This window comes from Rouxiella chamberiensis, from assembly GCF_026967475.1.
Classification (GTDB): domain Bacteria; phylum Pseudomonadota; class Gammaproteobacteria; order Enterobacterales; family Enterobacteriaceae; genus Rouxiella; species Rouxiella chamberiensis.
In genome coordinates this window covers 71,801-89,884 of the sequence record NZ_CP114058.1, presented here as the reverse complement: position 1 = coordinate 89,884, position 18,084 = coordinate 71,801, and the positions used below count along the sequence as shown (strand labels likewise).

General features: G+C 50.0%; 16 protein-coding genes and 1 pseudogene. 14 read left to right on the top strand and 3 right to left on the bottom strand.

Features of this window, described 5'->3' with window-relative positions; all coding sequences use genetic code 11:
• The first annotated feature begins 1,067 nt into the window (after positions 1-1,067).
• The 8 genes from O1V66_RS00435 to pdxR all read left to right on the top strand — a co-directional run bounded on the left by O1V66_RS00435 (position 1,068) and on the right by pdxR (position 8,754).
• A complete protein-coding gene (locus O1V66_RS00435; protein WP_045049337.1) occupies positions 1,068-1,268 on the top strand; it encodes a DUF7736 domain-containing protein in 201 nt (66 codons plus the stop codon).
• A gap of 306 nt (positions 1,269-1,574) precedes the next feature.
• On the top strand, positions 1,575-2,036 hold the full coding sequence (locus O1V66_RS00430) for a winged helix-turn-helix domain-containing protein (RefSeq protein ID WP_241481439.1): 462 nt from the start codon (positions 1,575-1,577) through the stop codon (positions 2,034-2,036).
• 196 nt (positions 2,037-2,232) lie between these two features.
• Positions 2,233-3,522 carry an MASE1 domain-containing protein gene (locus O1V66_RS00425; protein ID WP_045049338.1) on the top strand — a complete coding sequence of 430 codons (1,290 nt, stop codon included), beginning with the start codon at positions 2,233-2,235 and terminating at the stop codon, positions 3,520-3,522.
• Positions 3,519-4,091: a response regulator gene (locus O1V66_RS00420; protein WP_269128021.1), complete on the top strand. Its 573-nt coding sequence runs from the start codon at positions 3,519-3,521 to the stop codon at positions 4,089-4,091. Before O1V66_RS00425 ends, O1V66_RS00420 begins: the two co-directional genes overlap by 4 nt.
• A 61-nt stretch (positions 4,092-4,152) precedes the next feature.
• Positions 4,153-5,355, top strand: a complete 1,203-nt coding sequence (locus tag O1V66_RS00415; RefSeq protein WP_269128020.1) for a PAS domain-containing protein — start codon at positions 4,153-4,155, stop codon at positions 5,353-5,355.
• Positions 5,352-6,944 (top strand): response regulator, encoded by a 1,593-nt coding sequence (locus tag O1V66_RS00410; RefSeq protein WP_269128019.1) that lies wholly within the window; start codon positions 5,352-5,354, stop codon positions 6,942-6,944. Before O1V66_RS00415 ends, O1V66_RS00410 begins: the two co-directional genes overlap by 4 nt.
• A gap of 137 nt (positions 6,945-7,081) precedes the next feature.
• Positions 7,082-7,330: a hypothetical protein gene (locus tag O1V66_RS00405; protein ID WP_045049341.1), complete on the top strand. Its 249-nt coding sequence runs from the start codon at positions 7,082-7,084 to the stop codon at positions 7,328-7,330.
• An 11-nt stretch (positions 7,331-7,341) separates the two neighbouring features.
• Positions 7,342-8,754, top strand: a complete 1,413-nt coding sequence (pdxR, locus tag O1V66_RS00400; RefSeq protein WP_045049342.1) for a MocR-like pyridoxine biosynthesis transcription factor PdxR — start codon at positions 7,342-7,344, stop codon at positions 8,752-8,754.
• 41 nt (positions 8,755-8,795) lie between these two features.
• Here the strand turns inward: pdxR and O1V66_RS00395 are convergent, their stop codons facing one another.
• Positions 8,796-9,272, bottom strand: a complete 477-nt coding sequence (locus O1V66_RS00395) for a carboxymuconolactone decarboxylase family protein (RefSeq protein WP_045049343.1) — start codon at positions 9,270-9,272, stop codon at positions 8,796-8,798.
• A gap of 287 nt (positions 9,273-9,559) precedes the next feature.
• Between O1V66_RS00395 and O1V66_RS00390 the strand changes: the two genes are divergently transcribed.
• Positions 9,560-11,047: an EmmdR/YeeO family multidrug/toxin efflux MATE transporter gene (locus O1V66_RS00390; protein WP_045049344.1), complete on the top strand. Its 1,488-nt coding sequence runs from the start codon at positions 9,560-9,562 to the stop codon at positions 11,045-11,047.
• Entirely contained in the window at positions 11,048-11,491 is a 444-nt protein-coding gene (locus tag O1V66_RS00385; RefSeq protein WP_045049345.1) for a thiol-disulfide oxidoreductase DCC family protein, read from the top strand.
• An 85-nt stretch (positions 11,492-11,576) separates the two neighbouring features.
• Here the strand turns inward: O1V66_RS00385 and O1V66_RS00380 are convergent, their stop codons facing one another.
• The gene (locus O1V66_RS00380; RefSeq protein WP_045049346.1) at positions 11,577-12,011 is read right to left on the bottom strand and encodes an OsmC family protein; all 435 of its coding nucleotides are present in this window, start codon (positions 12,009-12,011) and stop codon (positions 11,577-11,579) included.
• 356 nt (positions 12,012-12,367) lie between these two features.
• On the opposite strand from O1V66_RS00380, the gene O1V66_RS00375 reads away from it, so the two are divergent.
• Positions 12,368-12,661 (top strand): Rdx family protein, encoded by a 294-nt coding sequence (locus O1V66_RS00375; protein WP_045049425.1) that lies wholly within the window; start codon positions 12,368-12,370, stop codon positions 12,659-12,661.
• 3 nt (positions 12,662-12,664) lie between these two features.
• On the opposite strand, the gene O1V66_RS00370 is transcribed toward O1V66_RS00375, so the two are convergent.
• Complete coding sequence (locus tag O1V66_RS00370; RefSeq protein WP_045049347.1) at positions 12,665-13,582, bottom strand: bestrophin family protein; 918 nt, start codon at positions 13,580-13,582, stop codon at positions 12,665-12,667.
• A gap of 734 nt (positions 13,583-14,316) precedes the next feature.
• On the opposite strand from O1V66_RS00370, the gene O1V66_RS21705 reads away from it, so the two are divergent.
• The 3 genes and pseudogenes from O1V66_RS21705 (at position 14,317) to O1V66_RS00360 (ending at position 18,029) form a co-directional block, all read left to right on the top strand.
• Positions 14,317-15,255, top strand: coding sequence for an MFS transporter (locus O1V66_RS21705; RefSeq protein ID WP_330873435.1), 939 nt, complete (start codon positions 14,317-14,319; stop codon positions 15,253-15,255).
• Positions 15,252-15,779 (top strand): MFS transporter, encoded by a 528-nt coding sequence (locus O1V66_RS21700; RefSeq protein ID WP_330873485.1) that lies wholly within the window; start codon positions 15,252-15,254, stop codon positions 15,777-15,779. The genes O1V66_RS21705 and O1V66_RS21700 overlap by 4 nt, the downstream gene beginning before the upstream one ends.
• Positions 15,780-16,108: 329 nt before the next feature.
• Positions 16,109-18,029, top strand: a pseudogene (locus O1V66_RS00360) (bifunctional 5-dehydro-2-deoxygluconokinase/5-dehydro-2-deoxyphosphogluconate aldolase).
• Positions 18,030-18,084 lie beyond the last annotated feature (55 nt).

Below are 18,084 nucleotides of genomic sequence, written 5' to 3'. Positions count from 1 at the left end.
GCCATAAGGCGAGGGAGGTCTGTTTTTTTAGTTGTGATACTTATGGGGCACTAAAGAAGGAAATTCGCGGTGAAGAGATATCTAGTGAGGATAACGCTAATACAGTGAACTACTTTACTAAAATTGCTTTCATAAGGTCTGTACTACAAACCGAGGAGTGCATTAACGCACGCCAGAAATTTTTACGCAAGCTTTATTTTATTAACGGTTTACAGCGGGTTCGTTAAACATCTTTTAATGATTCGATAACAAGATCGCGATAATCAGATCGGTCTCACAAAAAAATGTCTCATTTCGTACCACTATTTGTCTAACAAATGGAGGAGTGATGATGAACATTCTACAGGGTAAAATTCAGAGCAAAGTTTCCATTCAAGACATTGAAGTCATGGTTGCCATGCTGGCTATCGTCGGGATCATTCTCTGGGAACCGATGGCCTAACCTTCAGCGTCTGATAGACGTTTTCAGAATCCGATAATCAGCATTGATGCACGTAAATTCAGCGTGGTCCAGAGGCCGCGCTACATGCATTAAAAACCACTCGACTCCAACACAAAAGGCAGGTCGATCATCAGATTGGCAAACAACACGGCCAAGCTGGAATAAATTACCAATTTCAACATATAAACCTCGAAGCACGGCAACAAGGACGAAGAAATCAATCCTGTTCTTAATTTTGAGAAACGCGCACCATAAACTGCCAATCCATCATGACCAGACACGCCAGACTTGCAGCACAGGCAATCAATACTACTTTCATATTAATCCCTTAAAAAACAAAAACCTGATATCAAGCTATCATTATTTTTCAGACTGGCGGAGAGGAAAGATTCCTAAACTCGCGGCAGACTAAAATCTGAATCTCTCAATAATTGCGCTAGTAATAGCAAAAAGATTATTTGTGATCAATATCACATTTAAAGATGCGCACTTTTTAGCTTTCGAATAAATTTCAACCACTCTTTTGCTCAACAATGACACGGGTTGTTGTCTCCCTTTCCTCATGCAAAATGGCAGGTCAACGCACTACTTTAGTGATTTTTTTACCGCCTATCGAGGACGTCTCATGAGTAAACTCACCCAGCAGCAATGCATTATCCTGACCGGTTTTACCGGCATTCTTCACGGCGAGTTTGAATGGTTTCATGCCGATCTCGAGAATAGACTGGGCCGTGAAGTTCAGACCTCTGAATTGGGCTACCCTGAATTTATGGAAGAGTGCAAGGCGCTGTATGAAGAGGACTTTACGGCATTAATGCCCGAGTAATCTCGTCGAGAAGGTTGGCCAGTGTCTGCTGCTGGTCACCGTGCCTTAAAAAGCTCTCAAACTGCTGAATAAAATGAGTGACTTCTTTATCGCGCCCGTTCAGTTTGAAAAAATATCAACGATAGGACGAGTACGGAAATAACCGCCCACGCCGGAATGTGATTGAATAACCTCCCGCATTACTATTTAATATCCGCAGTTTCACCACCGAAGGTTATCTTAAAACCCTTATTTAAACGAAAAAATACAGGGCATTGTCTCCTTTACCTTCGTTTATTTAATTAATCTTATAATTTGGGTGATCGTGTGAATACTAAACCTATAGTTCCCAGCCTGTTACTGAACAATCCTTTCGATAACTTTCCGATGGTTGAATGCCTCGGCAATGAAATGAAAATAAACAGCCAGATTTTTGAAGTCACCGAGAAACATAAGCGCCTTGTTATCTGTCTGCTTAACGATATCACCTTGAAAAACGATATTATCAATATTGTCTGGTATGAGCAGGCGGGTATGGTCAGTGACAACAATTACCACCAACTCATTCATAAATTTCGAAACTTATTATCGGAACATCAGCTTCCGAAGACGATGTTAAAAACCATTCCACGGCACGGGGTCATGCTGGACTTCTCGGTTCTACCGCCCGTTCAAGCCCGAGAAATATCAGGCAATGCCTTACTGATAAAAAAATCCATTACCTTTTCAGCTATCGCCTCCCTTTTTACGGCTACGCTGGCCATGATTTCAAAAACCATCAATCGTTAAATGATAAGTTAAACGCCGGTCATTTATTTTTTGAGAATAATTTCGTTAATGTCGTTCAATCGACTTACACACGACTTTAATTGTGCCACTCTACCTTCTACGCCCGTTGCTATGAGAATGAATCATTATAAAAATGAAGACGAGAAACTCGGGTAAACGAGATCCGGCGGCATGCGTTTTTCTTAAAGAGAATCTGATGACCCCGTGGGCTTACCCCTTCATGTGGCTACTATTTTGCCTGAGCTATTTTGCTTTGGCTTTTTTGTGTCTGGAAACGCGCGATAACGGCAGTCTTTCTTCCTCTATCTGGCTACCGGCCGGTCTGACTCTCGGCGTACTTTGCGCATCGCCGCTTTCTCGCTGGCCTTTGTGGGCAGTGAGTGCAGGATTGCTGCATCTCTTCGCTAGTCTGCTTCACCATCGCCCCCTTGATATTGGATTACTCTTCGCTCTGAGCGATCTGCTTATTCTTTGCCTAAGTGCCTACGTATGGAAAGTTATAAAACAAGGCGTCAGAATTACCGCTCAATTTTCGAGTATGCTTTCATTTATTTTAATTATTCTGATTGCTAGTCTATTAGGCGGCATTTTAACGCTCAATGGCTTAAAGATGTTCTCCTACCCAATCGTTTTTTCACACTTTCTCGTCTGGAGTATTTCCAATGCCACCGGATGCCTGGCCTTAACCCCTTTATTTCTCTTCAAAGGCGTGAAGCAAAAAATCCATTTAATAAAAACCCCTCGGCATGGTTTATTTTTACTTACCTGCGTGGTCGTGTTGATGCTGTGGACATTTACCTCGACCCATCGATATTTATATCAGACAGACATTACCGATTTTGCTCTCTACACACTTATTGGAATGATATTGCTCACCGTTATATTCATCAACAGCAGACAACTATCCTGTCTTTTTATCTTCACGGCCATCGTGATCAGTTTATCCACGCTATTACATCGGGGTCCTTTTGCCATGATTGATTATACCGCCAGCGAAAGCATTCCTTCTTCACAACTCTACACCCTGATAATATTTATTTTTGGATTGTTAACTCACAGTCTCTTTCATGATCTCGATGCTACAAATAAGCAACATCAACGCCACCTGCTATTAATCAATGCGGCTTATCCAGCGCAAATACGTTATCTTTTTCACATCACGTTCGGCGCTGACAGGCTGCAATGGCAAACATCAGACTCAGGAAATCAACTTTTTCTGGCACATGCAATTATTACCCCTGCACAATTTCTTGGCCGCCTGCACGTTGACGATCGCACGCTTATTTCACCTTATTTCAAGGGCGAGAAAACCCATTTTACGCTGCCACTCACCTATTCGGTAAGAGTGATTTTGCAGGATAACGTTTTTATTCCAGCGCAGTTGGCGCTCATCAATCATTGGGACAGTCATGCCCATCTGCGTCTGCATGGCGCACTCTTTATAACGCAGGAAAACCCACTCAATCCAACAGGACAGAGAGAATGAAATCAGTGCTGATTGCCGACGATCATCCCGTCTATCTGCTTGGACTCAAGACGCTTCTGGAAACTCAGTTTCCCCATGATTTCCGATTAAGCGGCACGGCGAGCAACGTGGATGAACTGTTGGTGGCTCTAAAGACGAATCCGCCCGATTTATTGCTCACGGATTTCACCATGCCGGGCACGCAGCACAGCGATGGGTTGCATTTGATTCAATATTTGCGCCGTACCTATCCCGCCCTACCCATTATCGTGATAAGCATTTTATCCAATCAGGCTATCGCCAACCTGATGCTAAAATCCGGGATACTTGCCGTTATCAATAAACAGAGTGTCAGCACAGAGTTGCATGCCTGTCTTAAATCACTGATTTCGGGCCAGGATTTTGCGCGCAGTACCAAAGCTCAGCTTGCCAAAACGCGGGCCAGAGGCAACGAGGCACTCAGAACCCAACTCAGCCCCAAAGAGACAGAAGTGCTGCGTCTGATGAAGCAGGGTCGTACCGTGAATCAAATCGCGCAGTTGCTGCACCGCTCCAAGCAGACGATCAGCGGGCAGAAAAAAGTGCCATGAATAAACTGGACCTGTTGACTGATGCTGAACTTTTCGAATACCTGCTCAAGATTGACCTCTGATGACTTACCGCGCGCTGGTTGTCGTGCTTCTGCTTACCTGCCTATTTCCCGTTCGGGCGGAGACACTGCGCATAGGCGTTGTTAAAGGAGAACAGCCCTACAGCGAGTTAGACGCCGATATCCAGAATTCGCCTCTCGAACCCGCTCTGCTTTCGCTGTTAGCGCCTCGGATTGAGTCGCAAGGCGGCACGGAAGATGCCTTCGAGGTCATACCGGTTGCTTCGGCAGCCGCAAAGTTTGACCTGTTGCGACATCACGTGATTGACGGCTTTTTTATCGAAAGCGCTACTCTGTTCCATGCCGACCATACCGTTGCCTCTCGCCCCCTATTCAGCACCGGCTGGCGACTCGTTTCGCTTAACGATCGTGTTTCGATCCCCGGTGCTGCATCATCAGATTTAAACCACCGGCGGATAATCATTGTTCAGGATGCGCCGATTCAGGCTCTGAAGCAGCGTTATCCTGATATTACCCTGATTTTTACCCCTTCGTTGTCGGAAGCGATAACCTTGCTCAAGGCGGGATCGGCCGACGGCGTGCTTTGTCGCCAGATTACGGCGCAAGTCCTGGCTGAAAACCTTTATCGGGGACAATTGCAGATAAACCGCGCCGACAGTCTTACGACCGAAACGCGTCTGGTTATCAGAGACGGCGATCCCTCTAGGTTAGCTATGCTCAATCAGGCCATTTCGCACCTCTCAGAAGCCAATCTTCAAGATTTACTCAGCCGACACTTTACCCTGCTCACGCTGAACAATGTCGTTCCCCGGATTAAACACAATCATCGCCTCTTTGATACCGCAGCCGTGATAATGGGCGTGATGGCACTGTTTCTCATTGCCTTTCTTGTAACCCAGATTGCCCGACGACGACAGAGTGAACGCCGCCTGCAAGATAATGTGAAATTTTGGCAGACCTTGCTGAACAGCCTTTCGACCCCCGTTATGGTCTGCGACGCAGCCGGACTCATCACCCACGCCAATCCTGCGCTGTGTCGCGAGCTCAACGTGGCGCTCGCCGCGCTGGTAGGCAGTGCGGTTGAAACCCTCAACAGGCAATATTTTGCCTTTCCCGCCCTGGATACAGGCGGTCTGGTGCAGGCAGGCCACAAGACGGAAGCGACTTTTTTGAGGGCAGTTACCTTCTGCAAGGTCGGCAACACAGTATCACCGGCTGGATCACGCCCTTTACTGATACGGTGAAGGTTACGCAGGGATTGGTGATTGGCTGGTATGACATGAGCGAGCGGATAGCGCTCGAGGCCAGACTGGCGCAGGCGCTGACGCTGGCTGAAAGCAACAGTCGTCAGAAAGGCGAATTTCTGGCGCGCATGAGTCACGAGATTCGCTCGCCGATGAACGTCATCATGGGCGTGCTGGAAATGGAAAATCAGCGCACGGTTTCATTAAATGACTCGTCCCCCTCCCCGATTGCGCTGGCTTATCAAGCTTCACGCGGATTATTGCAAATCATTGGTGATGTGCTGGACCTGTCGAAAATCGAAGCCGGAGAGATGCAGCTTATGCCGCAGCCTGTTTCGCTTTACTCGCTGCTGACCACCAGCGCCGAAACCTACGCCATTCCGGCAGCCAGAAAAGGCCTGCGGCTGGATACCGACATTGAGTCCTGCTATGGAAAAACCTATCTGCTGGATGCAGGTAAAGTGACGCAAATTCTCAATAACTTGCTGAGTAACGCGGTCAAATATACGCAGAAAGGCTCCATCTCGCTGTCTGTCGTCATCGAATCCACCCCTGACCCTGATTCTCATGAAAAAAATCAGGAAATAATCATTAGCATCAGGGATAGCGGCATAGGCATCGACTCGACATTGTTGCCTCATCTGATCAAACCCTATCGGCAATTGTCGTCTTCGACTCCTGACAGCAGCGGTCTGGGTCTGACAATTTGCCATCAGCTGGTTACTCTGATGGGTGGCCGGTTGAGCATGACCTCGACTCAGGGAAAAGGCTCGGATTTCGGCGTTATCATTCCCGCCAAAAGCCTGCGGGTTAAGCCCTCTTCCAAGATAGAGCCTTCTGTCAAAGACACAGGGGCGACGTATCATCTGTGGATTATTGATGATTTACCAGCCAATCTTCGGGTTATGAAACAGCAACTGACCGCGCTCGGCCATCGGGTCAGCGCCTTCGACTCGGCCACCGCCGCCCTGAAATACTGGCAGCAACACCCTGCCCTGCACGTTGACTTGATCTTTACCGATTGTCAGATGCCTATTCTGGATGGGTATCAATTTGCCGCCGAAATTCGGCTTGGCGAGCAGAAAACGCGTCGGCATGTGCCTATTATTGGCTGCACCGCCAATGCTTTTTCCGATGAAGAAAAGAAATGCCTTGTCGCCGGAATGGACGGCCATTTAACCAAACCGATAGCCCAGTCGGATCTCGGACATTGTCTTCTCGAGATGCTCCAGCAACGGCATGTTGATCTTGTGGAAATTATGGCGCTCTCAGCCGCGCAGCCAGAAATTATGGCGCAACTGATTGCGGAACTGCAAAGCAGCAGTCGGCAGGATATGAAAAATGTGGCTGTCGCCTGGCAAGAAAAAGATCAGCAGGCGTTAAAAAGTCATGTGCATCGATTAAAGGGCAATTTCGCCTTGGCACAGTTTGAAGCCGGACTGCATCTCAGTGAAGCCATCGAGCAAAAAATGATAAATAATCAAGCGGTTTCGCAACGACAACTGCTGCGTTTGCACCACGCCACGCTCCATTTTATCAGTCTATTGATTCCCTTTTCAGAACAGGATAACCCTGTCGGAAAGCTTTAATCTGGCTACTTTTCGTCCTATCATGTTTATAGGTTGAAACCCGCTGCGTCGAGAGAGAAAATGGGCGGGTGACATTCACTCATTTGCAACGTTGCCGTCAAACGACCTTGCTATCGAAACCAAGTGTTGCCGAAACTATGAGCGCGAGCAAACCGCGCCGTCCGCATGGGCGGTGGACCTATTACATTTTATATGAAGACATCTTGTGGCCTTGTCCCGTCCGTTGGGAGTGGGAAACCGGCTACGGCGGCTGGCTGCCCTTTTATTACTCCCCTACGCTGGAATTTGTCGCGGGTGATCCGAACAAGGCGACAAAAGTACCGCCTGAACGCCGCGCTACGCCCGGTCGGACACGTCAACTCGCCTATCACTCGGAAGACGACTAGCAGCCCACGTCATGAAACAGACCGCTCGCCCGACCTTGCTACCGCTGGATAAAACCAGCAGTGACCCGTTATACCGCCAGATTTATCAGCGCATCAGGGCATCCATCGCCGAAAGCCTGCTTAACCCTGGGGACCGACTGCCGTCCGCACGTCAACTGGCGAAAGAGCTGGGGTTGGCACGAGGCACTATCGAAGCGGCCTATGCGCTGCTAACGGCCGAAGGCTATCTTCAGTCGCGCGGACAGGCCGGCACCCGTGTCACGCCCGGCCTGCACACTCCGCCCATCCAGAATGCCGCACTGCCTGTTTCTCCGGCTCATCAGAATGGCATGCATCCTGCCCGTATTATGCCGCTACAGATGGGGCTACCGGCTCTTGATGCCTTTCCACGTAAAATCTGGGCACGTGTAGGCGCAAGGTATCTGCGCGCCATGCAGGCGCAGGACATGAAATATCCGGCCCATTTTGGCCTGCCCGCGCTTCGTGCTGCGGTCGCGGCCTATTTGCAGATGGCGCGCGGTATCCACTGCAATGCATCGCAGGTGTTTATCACCTCGGGTTATCGCGGCACGTTGCAGCTGATTTTTCACACACTGCTTAAGCCTGATGACAAGATTTGGGTCGAAGATCCCGGCTTTCCACTCACGCGCGAACTCTTGTCTCAGGCCGGCATGCAGCAGATTGAGGTTCCCGTCGATGCCGAGGGAATCGAGGTTGCCAAAGGACTGGCGATGGCGCCCGATGCCCGCGCGGCAATCGTGACGCCCGCCCATCAAAGTCCGCTGTGTGTGTCGCTTTCTCTGCCGCGGCGTTTGGCGCTGCTGGAGTGGGCAGCCAGTCGGGAGAGCTGGATTATCGAGGATGACTACGACGGCGAATACCGGTATGTGAGCCGTCCGCTGCCTGCGCTTAAAAGTCTGGATAATCAAGGACGTGTTTTGTATTGCGGCACCTTCAGTAAAGTGTTGTTTCCGGGAATTCGACTGGCCTATCTCGTGGTGCCCGAACAGCAGGTGGCGCGCTTTGAGCAGGCAAATCTCGGCTTTTTCGACGCGATGTCCGAAATGCCGCAGGCGATAGTCAGTGAATTTATTCTGGAAGGCCATTTTTCGCGCCATATTCACCGCATGCGAAAACTTTATGCCGAACGACGGGAGCAGGCAGTGCAGGGATTAATGGCTATTCTGGGTCACTATCTCAACGTCGAGCCTCAACCGGGCGGCATGCATCTTATTCTGCGGCTCACGGCGCAGCATGACGATCGGCAGGTGGCGGCGAGGATGCGTGAAAACGGACTCTATGCCCATGCGCTGTCAAACTGGAGCACCAGAGCGAAAGAACGGGGCTTGCTCATCGGCTTCACCAATATCGAATCACGGCAGCAGGCCGAAAAGCTGGGCAGGCAGATACTTGCCCTGCTTTAATCTATAGGCGCCGCGAAGGCAGACGACGCAGCGCTTTTCCATCAGTTCAGATCGGCTTTATCCAGACCGTACGCTGCATCCGCCGAACCCGGCGTCATGCGAAATGCCACGTTAATGCGATTCCATCCGTTGATAGCCATAATCAGAAAACTCAAATCTGAAATTTCCTGTTCGGAAAGATGAGCGCGCACCCGCTGATAAGTTTCATCCGATACACCGTGCGCAGGCAGTGTAGTCAGTGCCTCGGTCCACAACAGCGCGGCACATTCACGCGGAGTAAAGAGGGTCGATTCATGCCAGATGGCGATGTGATGTACCCGCAAATCCCTTTCGCCCGCGATTCTGGCCTCCTTGACATGCATGTCGAGACAAAAGCCACAGCCATTTATCTGCGAAGCGCGAATAGTCACCAGTAACTTAAATTCTTTTGCCGTGCTTTTACTGACGGCATTGTTGAAATCGATATATTTTTTTGCCAGTTCGGCAGAAGTACCAAAATAGTTCAAACGCTGACTCATAGGATGTCCTGATTTTAGGGTTGAGAGAAGATAAGCCCTGAGCGCGCAGGCTTGGGCTCCTGAATGGACAGCATCATCGCTAAACTTGGCTTAGTTAAGAAGCGCCAAGAATGGCCTTATTGACTAGACCATGATCCAGGTTTCAGCCATTGAAGATTTCGATATTCACCGTTTTTGAAATAACGGTTTATTTTTTAAGAATCTGGCACAAAAAGACTTTGCATAATTAGTGTTCTTTAATCATGCTTATTTGGTGAACATCACTTTCTATTAAAGCTGGGACTATTTTGCAAAACCTTAGAGCCTCTGCGCTCAACGCTATCAAGCGTACTCCCTGGTATCCAAAAAGGCGTTCCTATCGGGTATTGTTCTGGCGTGAAATCACTCCGCTGGCCGTGCCTATTTTCTTCGAAAATGCCTGCGTGCTGTTGATGGGGGTATTAAGTACCTTCCTTGTCAGCTGGTTGGGTAAAGAAGCGATGGCGGGCGTGGGTCTGGCAGACAGCTTTAATATGGTGGTTATCTCCTTTTTCGCTGCCATCGACCTCGGCACCACGGTGGTGGTGGCCTTTAGTCTCGGCAAGCTCAATCATGAGCGCGCGCGCGATGCCGCCCGGCAATCGCTTATCATCATGACGCTTTTTGCCGTCATTCTGGCTATCGGCATCGAATTTTTTGGCCAGCGCATTATCGACACGATAGCCGGTAATGCCGCGCCTGCGGTGAAAGAGCTGGCTCTGAGTTATTTGCATATCTCGGCATGGAGTTATCCTGCGGCCGCCATCGCCCTGATAGGCTGCGGCGCACTGCGCGGGGCGGGCAATACCAAGATCCCGATGCTTATCAATGGCGGGATGAACATTCTCAATATCGTCATTACTACCGTTCTGATTTACGGCTGTTTTTCGTGGAAAGGTCTGGGATTTATCGGGGCCGGTCTCGGGTTGACCATTTCGCGCTATATCGGCGCGGCGGCGGTGATTTATGTGCTGGCGACAGGCTTTAATCCGGCATTGAAAATCTCGCTGAAAAGTTACTTTACCCGTATTAATTCCAGCATTCTGGTAGAAGTGCTCGGCATTGGTATTCCGGCAAGCATCGAATCGGTGCTGTTTAACGGCGGTAAACTCCTGACTCAGGTTTTCGTCGCCGGGATGGGCACGAATGTGATTGCCGGTAACTTTATCGCTTTCTCAATCGCTTCTTTAATCAACCTCCCCGGTAACGCACTAGGCTCTTCGGCAACCATTATTGTGGGAACGCGGCTGGGTAAAGGACAGATTGCGCAGTCGGAATTTCAGCTTCGCCATGTGTACTGGCTCTCGGCTATCGGGATTTGTTCTCTCGCGCTGCTGTCTGTTCCTTTGGCCGGATTGCTCGCCTCGTTTTATACCAGTGAAGAAGACGTTATCGACGTAGTGAAAATTCTGGTCTGGCTCAACGCGGCCTTTATTCCTTTCTGGGCCGCATCCTGGGTGCTGCCGGCCGGATTAAAAGGCGCACGCGATGCCCGTTTCACCATGTGGGTGTCATTGCTCGGCATGTGGGGCTGCCGAATTGTGGCGGGCTATACCATGGGTATCGTGCTGGGCTTCGGCGTGGTCGGAGTCTGGCTCGGCATGTTCCTGGACTGGATAGTGCGCGGTGCATTCTTCTATTGGCGCATGGCGAGCGGCCGCTGGTTATGGAAATACCCGCGTCCTGAAAAATCGCCGATAACGGCAACGGATTCGGAAACGGCAGCCGGAAAAACCCAAAATACCGTGGAGGGATAAATGTCCGAGCCTACTCAGAACACCTCGCCGCCGCCCTATCTGCATGCCGGTGAAAAAGCGGTGATTTACGATGGGGTCTGCAAACTGTGCAACGGCTGGGTCAACTTTCTGATTCGCCACGACAGGCAGCACAAGGTACGCCTCGCCCCCGTACAGTCCGAAGCCGGAAAGGCGCTGTCTCTCTGGGCAGGCATGTCGCCTGAAAATGTGAACACCATTGTGCTGATCGACGATAAAGGGATATACAAAAGGTCGGATGCGATATTTCGCGTCATGTCGTTCCTGCCGCAGCCCTGGCGTGCCGTGTCCGTGCTGCATGTTTTTCCGCGCCGTTTCAGAGACGGCTGCTATAACCTTATCGCGCTCAATCGCTATAAAATATTTGGAAAATACGACAGCGTGAAGACGCTGCAAGCCGATCACAGCCAGCGTTTCATTGAATAAAGCGAGCAGGGAGACATAAAAAAAGACCACTGAATATTCAGTGGTCCTGATGCGGGTTGTACAACAATACAGGCGTTAACCGGGATTAGTTGTTCAACGTGTACTCAAGGCTGATATCGGCATTGAGAACCTGTGAAACCGGGCAGCCTTCTTTGGCTTTTTTGATGATTTCGTCGAACTTGTCGTCGGAAATACCAGGCAGTGTCACGGTGCTGCTCAGCTTGATGGCAGTGATTGCGAAGCCGCCACCGACTTTATCCAGTGAAACGGTAGCCTTGGTATCGATGCTTTCAGGGGTAAAACCTTCTTCGCCCAGCATCAGAGACAGTGCCATGGAGAAACAGGCTGCATGAGCACCGCCAATCAGCTCTTCAGGGTTGGAACCGGGTTTGCCTTCAAAGCGCGTGTTGAACCCGTAAGGCTGATCTTTCAGAGCACCACTTTCCAACGTGATTGTCCCTTTGCCTTTCTTGATGTCGCCTTCCCAATGAGCCTGTCCATACTTATGAATAGTCGCCATAATTTCCTCTGCTCTGTTTAACGTAGCGTTAAGTATAGACACAGATTTGCATAGGGACCGGCGAGGAGAGGTGTTTAAAGCACGCTAAATCAAAGCAGAGAGGATTTACCCCCTTCCGGCGCTTATCTCCGGCACTCGCTCTACGCGGCGTTAGCTCTGTACAAGGGGGTTGTTACGCATCATAGCATTTAAGAATTATCCGACAAAACCTTTCTTACGACTAATTATCATTATCATCTATATTTTTGACATCGGTTGCAAAAAATTTCGGTTATTATCCGCCAGCGCCTGATTTTGCCAGGGCAATGCCATTTTTGTGCGTTTATTCTCTCGATTTGGAAACCAAAGGTCTCTTTATGGAAAAGCTTCCCGCCATTACTATCCACTATTGCTCACAGTGTAACTGGCTACTGCGCGCCGCCTGGATGGCGCAGGAGTTGCTCAACTCGTTCAGCACCGATCTTGGGTCGGTCACTCTGGTGCCCGGCACCGGCGGGGTGTATGAAATCAAGTTGGACGAACACGTCCTGTGGGAGCGCAAAAGAGATGGCGGATTCCCCGATGCCGCGCAAATCAAGCAGCGCGTGCGCGACATCTGTTTCCCTGAGCGTTCGCTTGGCCATGTCGACGGTAAAAAAATCGACAAATAGCGGTCAGCTTAATTGATACCGCTTGTCCGGCAGCGGTCTTACCGGAATTTCGGCCGCATTGTTCATCTCCAGCAGATTGATTTCGATTGTTTTGCACATCGCATCCAGAGGAAGATCGTTGGGTGCCGTGCCAAACGGGTCTTCCAGTTCTTCCGCCAGAGCATCGAGTGAAATAAAGGTGTAGGAGATAAATACAGAAACGAACGGCGTCATGTAATGCAGGTCCGGCACTAGCGCGAACGGCAATAGCGTACAAAACAGATACACAGTGCGGTGAACAATAAGCCGGTAGGCGAAGGGGATCGGTGTATTGGCAATACGCTCACATCCTGCAAGCACCGCCGACAGCTTGTTCAGATTCTCGTCGATGCTCTGAAAAAGAATGTCTGAAATCTCACCGGCCTGACGTCTTTCCCCCAGCCACTCGCCCATCAGCAGCAAAATACCGTTGCAGGGTGCGGCGCTTGCCATCAGCTTGTCGATATTTTCATGCGGCAGAAAATGGGTTAGCTCTTTTCGCATTGAGGTGCCGCGAAGCTGGTGTTTCAGGCAATAGCTAAAGGCTATCTGCAATGCCGCAAATTCTTTTGCCAGTTCGGGCCGATGCGGAAAAATGCTTCTGATTTGTCGTAACAGCGATCGATTAACAATCAACAAACTTCCCCATAACCCGCGCGCCTCGGTAAATCTGGCATAACTTACGCTGTTGCGAAAGCCGAGGAAAATGGCAATCGCCACGCCAAGCAGGCTAAAAGGGGCCAGCGTCAGCTTGATCCCGAGGGCTTCGTACCATTGGAAACAGAGTAGAGCGATGACTGACATCCCCAGGTTGAGGCTCAGGCGAAAGAGAATTTCGGAAAGCACGGAGCCGTGCCATACAAACAGGCGTTTGAACCAGTGTTGATCGGGTCTGACAATCATAAATTGAATAACATAAAGGGGAGTTAAGTTTTTGTTATAGCAGATTCATTTGGCAAATATCAAATAAGCCATTAAGGCTTTTAAGAAAGGGCCATTTTTGTATATATCGCTCAAAATTCCTTATAAACCGGCAAGCCTTCTTAATTTAAGGGCAAAGCGCGTGCAGGCCTGAAAGCATAGGAATAAACTTCCCGCTTATTACGTAAACTCAATAAGTTAAGGAATTTTTAATATGTCTTTCAAGGGTAAAGTGTGGATAGGAATCGTCATCTCGATGATGATTTTCTGGTCTTCGGTCGTTTATGCCGCTTTTGCACTCTTTAACGCATAGCCTCTCACTTCTTCCAGTCCGAAAGGCGATAATCGGCGACTGCGCCCTCGCCTTCTGGTTATCTTTGAACCCCTGTTCAAATGATGCCGAAAATTAACTCTCCTCCTGCAAAATATTTTTTCCTACGGGAAAATGAAAACCTCGACTGCGTCACAAAATTGATTTTTCAATTTTTTCGCCTTGCCATAAAAAAGCGATAAATCATAAAGTTATACTCATCAAAATGATTTCAAATCGAATTCATAATTTGTAGCCGCCCTCACATTTATGAAATGAATCATTCACTATTATTGTTTTGCGAATTTTTATTTCAATTTGAAATTTTAATCAGAACATCTCATCAACCTGCACAGAAACCTTTCATCACGTCGTTGTTCACCGGGGATGATAAGGGAGGGTAAAAATGGCTACAAACAAGACACATTACAATCTGGTTTACCTGATGCTCTGTTGTACCGTCGCCGCCTTTGGTGGCCTGCTGATGGGTTACGACAGTTCAATCATTTCCGGGGCGATTGAACCACTCAGTACCTATTTCCAACTTTCTCCTGCCGAAACAGGCTGGGCGGTCTCCTGTATTCAGGTTTCCAGCCTGATTGGCTGCCTGATTGCCCCTAAAATCAGCGACCATTTCGGCAGAAAACGCTCACTTTGCGTCACGGCCCTGATTTTTGCCGTGTCCATTGTCGGTACTGCGCTGGCGCACAACTTCACCACCTTTATCTTGTTCAGACTGTTCGGCGGTCTGGCCATTGGTCTGGCCTGTGTCATTTCTCCCATCTATCTGGCGGAACTTTCCCCTTCAAGATATCGCGGCAGAACCACGGCGCTCTATTCCATTTGCTGTGTCGGCGGTCAGAGCGTGGTGATGCTGACCAACTTCTTTATCAGCAAATCGATGACGGCAGACATTCTGGTGGATACCGGCTGGCGTTATATTCTCTCCTCGGCGCTGGTACCTTGTGCTGCTCTGCTGATTTTTATCGCCTTTATTCCTGAATCACCGCGCTGGAGCGTGTTCAAGGGGCGCGATAAAGAGGCCATGAACACGCTGGGTAAAATTTCGAATCCGGAACATGCGAAAACCGTGTTCAGCGAAATCAAGGACTCCATCAAGGTGGATCCGACCAATCTCAAAGGCAAACTGCGTCTGAATAAAAAAACCCTTCCCCTGCTGATTATCGGTATCGGTCTGGCGATTGGTAACCAGTTGAGCGGTGTCAACGTGATTCAGTACTTTGGCCCGACACTGATGAAAAACGTCACCACCGATAACAACACCGCCATGTTCCTGGCTTTTGTGCTGGCTTTCGCCCAGTTCTTGGGGTCATCGTGGGTATGACGGTGCTGGATAAAATCGGTCGACGTAAACTGCTGCTGTGGGGTGCATTGGCATCGGCGCTTTGTCTGGCCTACTCCTTCGCAGCGTTCTATCTGCGCTTCCCGGGCGTATATTCGATAATTGGCCTGTTCGCCTTTATGTTTATGTTCGGTATCACCTGGGGTCAGGTTATCTGGACCGTGCTGGGTGAAATATTCCCGATGGAGATCCGTTCAATCTGTGTCGGTATTTCTGTATGTTCACTGTCGGTCGCCAATTTTGGTGTGAGCACGACTTTCCCTATCATGAACAGTAATCCCTATCTTCAGGAAGTGTTCCACGGCGGTTTCCCGCTGCTGCTGTTCTCGGGCTTCTCGCTGCTGATGTTTGTCTTTACCTACCGTTTCGTTCCGGAAACCGCGAACGTTCCGCTGGAAAGGATCGAAACCATCGTGCTGCAAAAGTATTATGGTCGTGACATCGAACAAGATGACCTTCCGGTCAATGCCAAAATAATCAGTAATATGGGTGACGGTATCAAATAACTTTCCCGACCCGTTCCCTATGGCCCGACATCGCTTTACGCGTGCGGGCCATTTTTATTGATTGCGCAAAATAGACCGCGAAAAATGGATTGAAAAAGCCAAAAAAGAATATTTCATTTCATTTTGCACGCTACATCACAAAATTCCATAAAACCCATTAAATTCAAACAACTGAATTCAATCAATGAAAGGTCACTGATGTGAAAAGGGTAGTTTTGTGACCATGATCATAAAAAATGGAGGCTAAAATATTTCATTTTAATTGAAAATGAAATTTATAATCCTTAATATACTTAAAGGCCAATCAGCTTGGGTTGAGGACAGGATCAATGAACAACACGCAAAAGAAACTGGATGTTATCTGTTTGGGACGCATTGCCGTCGATCTGTATGGACAGCAAATTGGCGCACGTCTGGAAGATGCAGGCACTTTCGCCAAGTATCTCGGCGGCTCTTCGGGCAATGTTGCTTACGGTACGGCGATTCAGGGCCTGCGGTTCGGGCATGCTGGCTCGCGTTGGCGACGAACATATGGGCCGTTTTCTCCGCGAGGAGTTGACCCGTGTTGGCGTCGATACCCAATTTTTAATCACCGATAAAGATCGTCTGACCGGTCTGGTGCTGCTGGGCATCAAGGATCAGGATACTTTCCCCCTGATTTTCTACCGTGACAACTGTGCCGACATGGCGCTGACGCCAGCCGATATCGATGAAGACTACATTGCCTCGTCGCGCGCGCTGGCGATTACCGGCACCCACCTTTCTCACCCCGACACGCGTCAGGCTGTTTTGACCGCGCTCGAATATGCCCGCAAGCACGGGCTGCGCCGGGCGCTGGATATCGACTATCGACCGGTACTTTGGGGCTTGACCTCGCTGGGCGACGGCGAAACCCGCTTTGTCTCCTCCGAGAAGGTGACTCGTGAAATTCAGGAAGTCCTGCATCATTTCGACCTGATTGTCGGTACCGAAGAAGAGTTTCACATCGCCGGTGGCAGCACGGATACTCTGACCGCGCTGGCTCGTGTACGTGAAAAAACCGGTGCTACGCTTGTGTGCAAACGGGGTGCGCTGGGTTGTTCCGTGTTCGAAGACACCATTGCGTCATCCTGGGACGAGGTCAAACTGCAAAGCGGCGTGCGTGTCGAAGTGCTGAATGTGCTGGGCGCGGGCGATGCCTTCATGTCTGGCCTGCTGCGCGGCTATCTCAACGACGAAGGCTGGGAGCAGGCCTGCCGCTATGCCAACGCCTGTGGCGCGCTGGTGGTGTCCCGCCACGGCTGTGCCCCTGCGATGCCGACCAAAAAAGAGCTGGATGACTATCTGCTGCGCGACAAGTCTGTGCCGCAGCCCGATAAAGATGCGCGTCTAAACCACCTGCACCGCGTCACTACGCGTAAACAGCAGTGGCCTGAACTGTGCATCTTTGCCTTTGACCACCGCAAACAGCTGGTCGATATGGCGCAGGAGGTCGGTGCCGACATCAACGAGATCCCGCGTTTGAAAGTGCTGCTGCTGGAAGGTGCACGTCAGGCGGCAAAGGAGGCGGGTCTGCGCAACAACAGCGGGATTCTTGCCGACACCACGTTCGGACAGAATGCGCTCAACGCCATCACCGGTGAAGGCTGGTGGATTGGCCGCCCTATCGAGCTGCCAAGCTCGCGTCCGTTGCGTCTCGAACATGGTAATATCGGTTCCCAGCTTATCGACTGGCCGCTGGAGCATGTCGTGAAGTGCCTGATGTTCTATCATCCGAAAGATGATGCCGCCCTGCGTGAAGAGCAGGAAGCCCTGGCACTTGAGGTGTATCAGGCATGCTGCAAGTCGGGTCACGAATTGCTGCTGGAGCTGATTCTTCCGGCGGATAACCCGGATCAGGACGAAAAATACTACGCGCAGATCGTTCAGCGTTTCTATTCGCTCGGCATACAGCCTGACTGGTGGAAACTTCCGGCGCAGAGTGTTGAAGGCTGGAAAGCCATTAGCCAATTGATTGACGACAACGATCCGGAGTGCCGCGGGATCCTGATTCTGGGTCTCGATGCGCCCGAGTCAACACTCAAAGCCGGTTTCGCCGCTGCGGCCGATATCCCCTGGGTAAAAGGTTTCGCGGTGGGACGCACCATCTTTGGCGAGGCTTCACGTCAATGGCTGGCAAACAGGTTCAACGATGAACAGCTGATCAACGATGTGAAACAGCGTTACCTCACACTGATTAAATACTGGCGCGAATACCGCCCGGCACGTTAATCCCGAGATTGCGGGGTCAATGGTTTCGGCCATCGATCCCGCCACTTTCCGTATT

What these genes read in the sequence shown, in the direction of transcription:
- O1V66_RS00435 (WP_045049337.1), top strand. Translation starts at nt 1,068, where the DNA reads ATGAGTAAACTCACCCAGCAGCAATGCATTATCCTGACCGGTTTTACC.
- O1V66_RS00425 (WP_045049338.1), top strand. Translation starts at nt 2,233, where the DNA reads ATGACCCCGTGGGCTTACCCCTTCATGTGGCTACTATTTTGCCTGAGC.
- O1V66_RS00420 (WP_269128021.1), top strand. Translation starts at nt 3,519, where the DNA reads ATGAAATCAGTGCTGATTGCCGACGATCATCCCGTCTATCTGCTTGGA.
- O1V66_RS00415 (WP_269128020.1), top strand. Translation starts at nt 4,153, where the DNA reads ATGACTTACCGCGCGCTGGTTGTCGTGCTTCTGCTTACCTGCCTATTT.
- O1V66_RS00405 (WP_045049341.1), top strand. Translation starts at nt 7,082, where the DNA reads ATGAGCGCGAGCAAACCGCGCCGTCCGCATGGGCGGTGGACCTATTAC.
- pdxR (WP_045049342.1), top strand. Translation starts at nt 7,342, where the DNA reads ATGAAACAGACCGCTCGCCCGACCTTGCTACCGCTGGATAAAACCAGC.
- O1V66_RS00395 (WP_045049343.1), bottom strand. Translation starts at nt 9,272, where the DNA reads ATGAGTCAGCGTTTGAACTATTTTGGTACTTCTGCCGAACTGGCAAAA.
- O1V66_RS00385 (WP_045049345.1), top strand. Translation starts at nt 11,048, where the DNA reads ATGTCCGAGCCTACTCAGAACACCTCGCCGCCGCCCTATCTGCATGCC.
- O1V66_RS00380 (WP_045049346.1), bottom strand. Translation starts at nt 12,011, where the DNA reads ATGGCGACTATTCATAAGTATGGACAGGCTCATTGGGAAGGCGACATC.
- O1V66_RS00375 (WP_045049425.1), top strand. Translation starts at nt 12,368, where the DNA reads ATGGAAAAGCTTCCCGCCATTACTATCCACTATTGCTCACAGTGTAAC.
- O1V66_RS00370 (WP_045049347.1), bottom strand. Translation starts at nt 13,582, where the DNA reads ATGATTGTCAGACCCGATCAACACTGGTTCAAACGCCTGTTTGTATGG.
- O1V66_RS21705 (WP_330873435.1), top strand. Translation starts at nt 14,317, where the DNA reads ATGGCTACAAACAAGACACATTACAATCTGGTTTACCTGATGCTCTGT.
- O1V66_RS21700 (WP_330873485.1), top strand. Translation starts at nt 15,252, where the DNA reads ATGACGGTGCTGGATAAAATCGGTCGACGTAAACTGCTGCTGTGGGGT.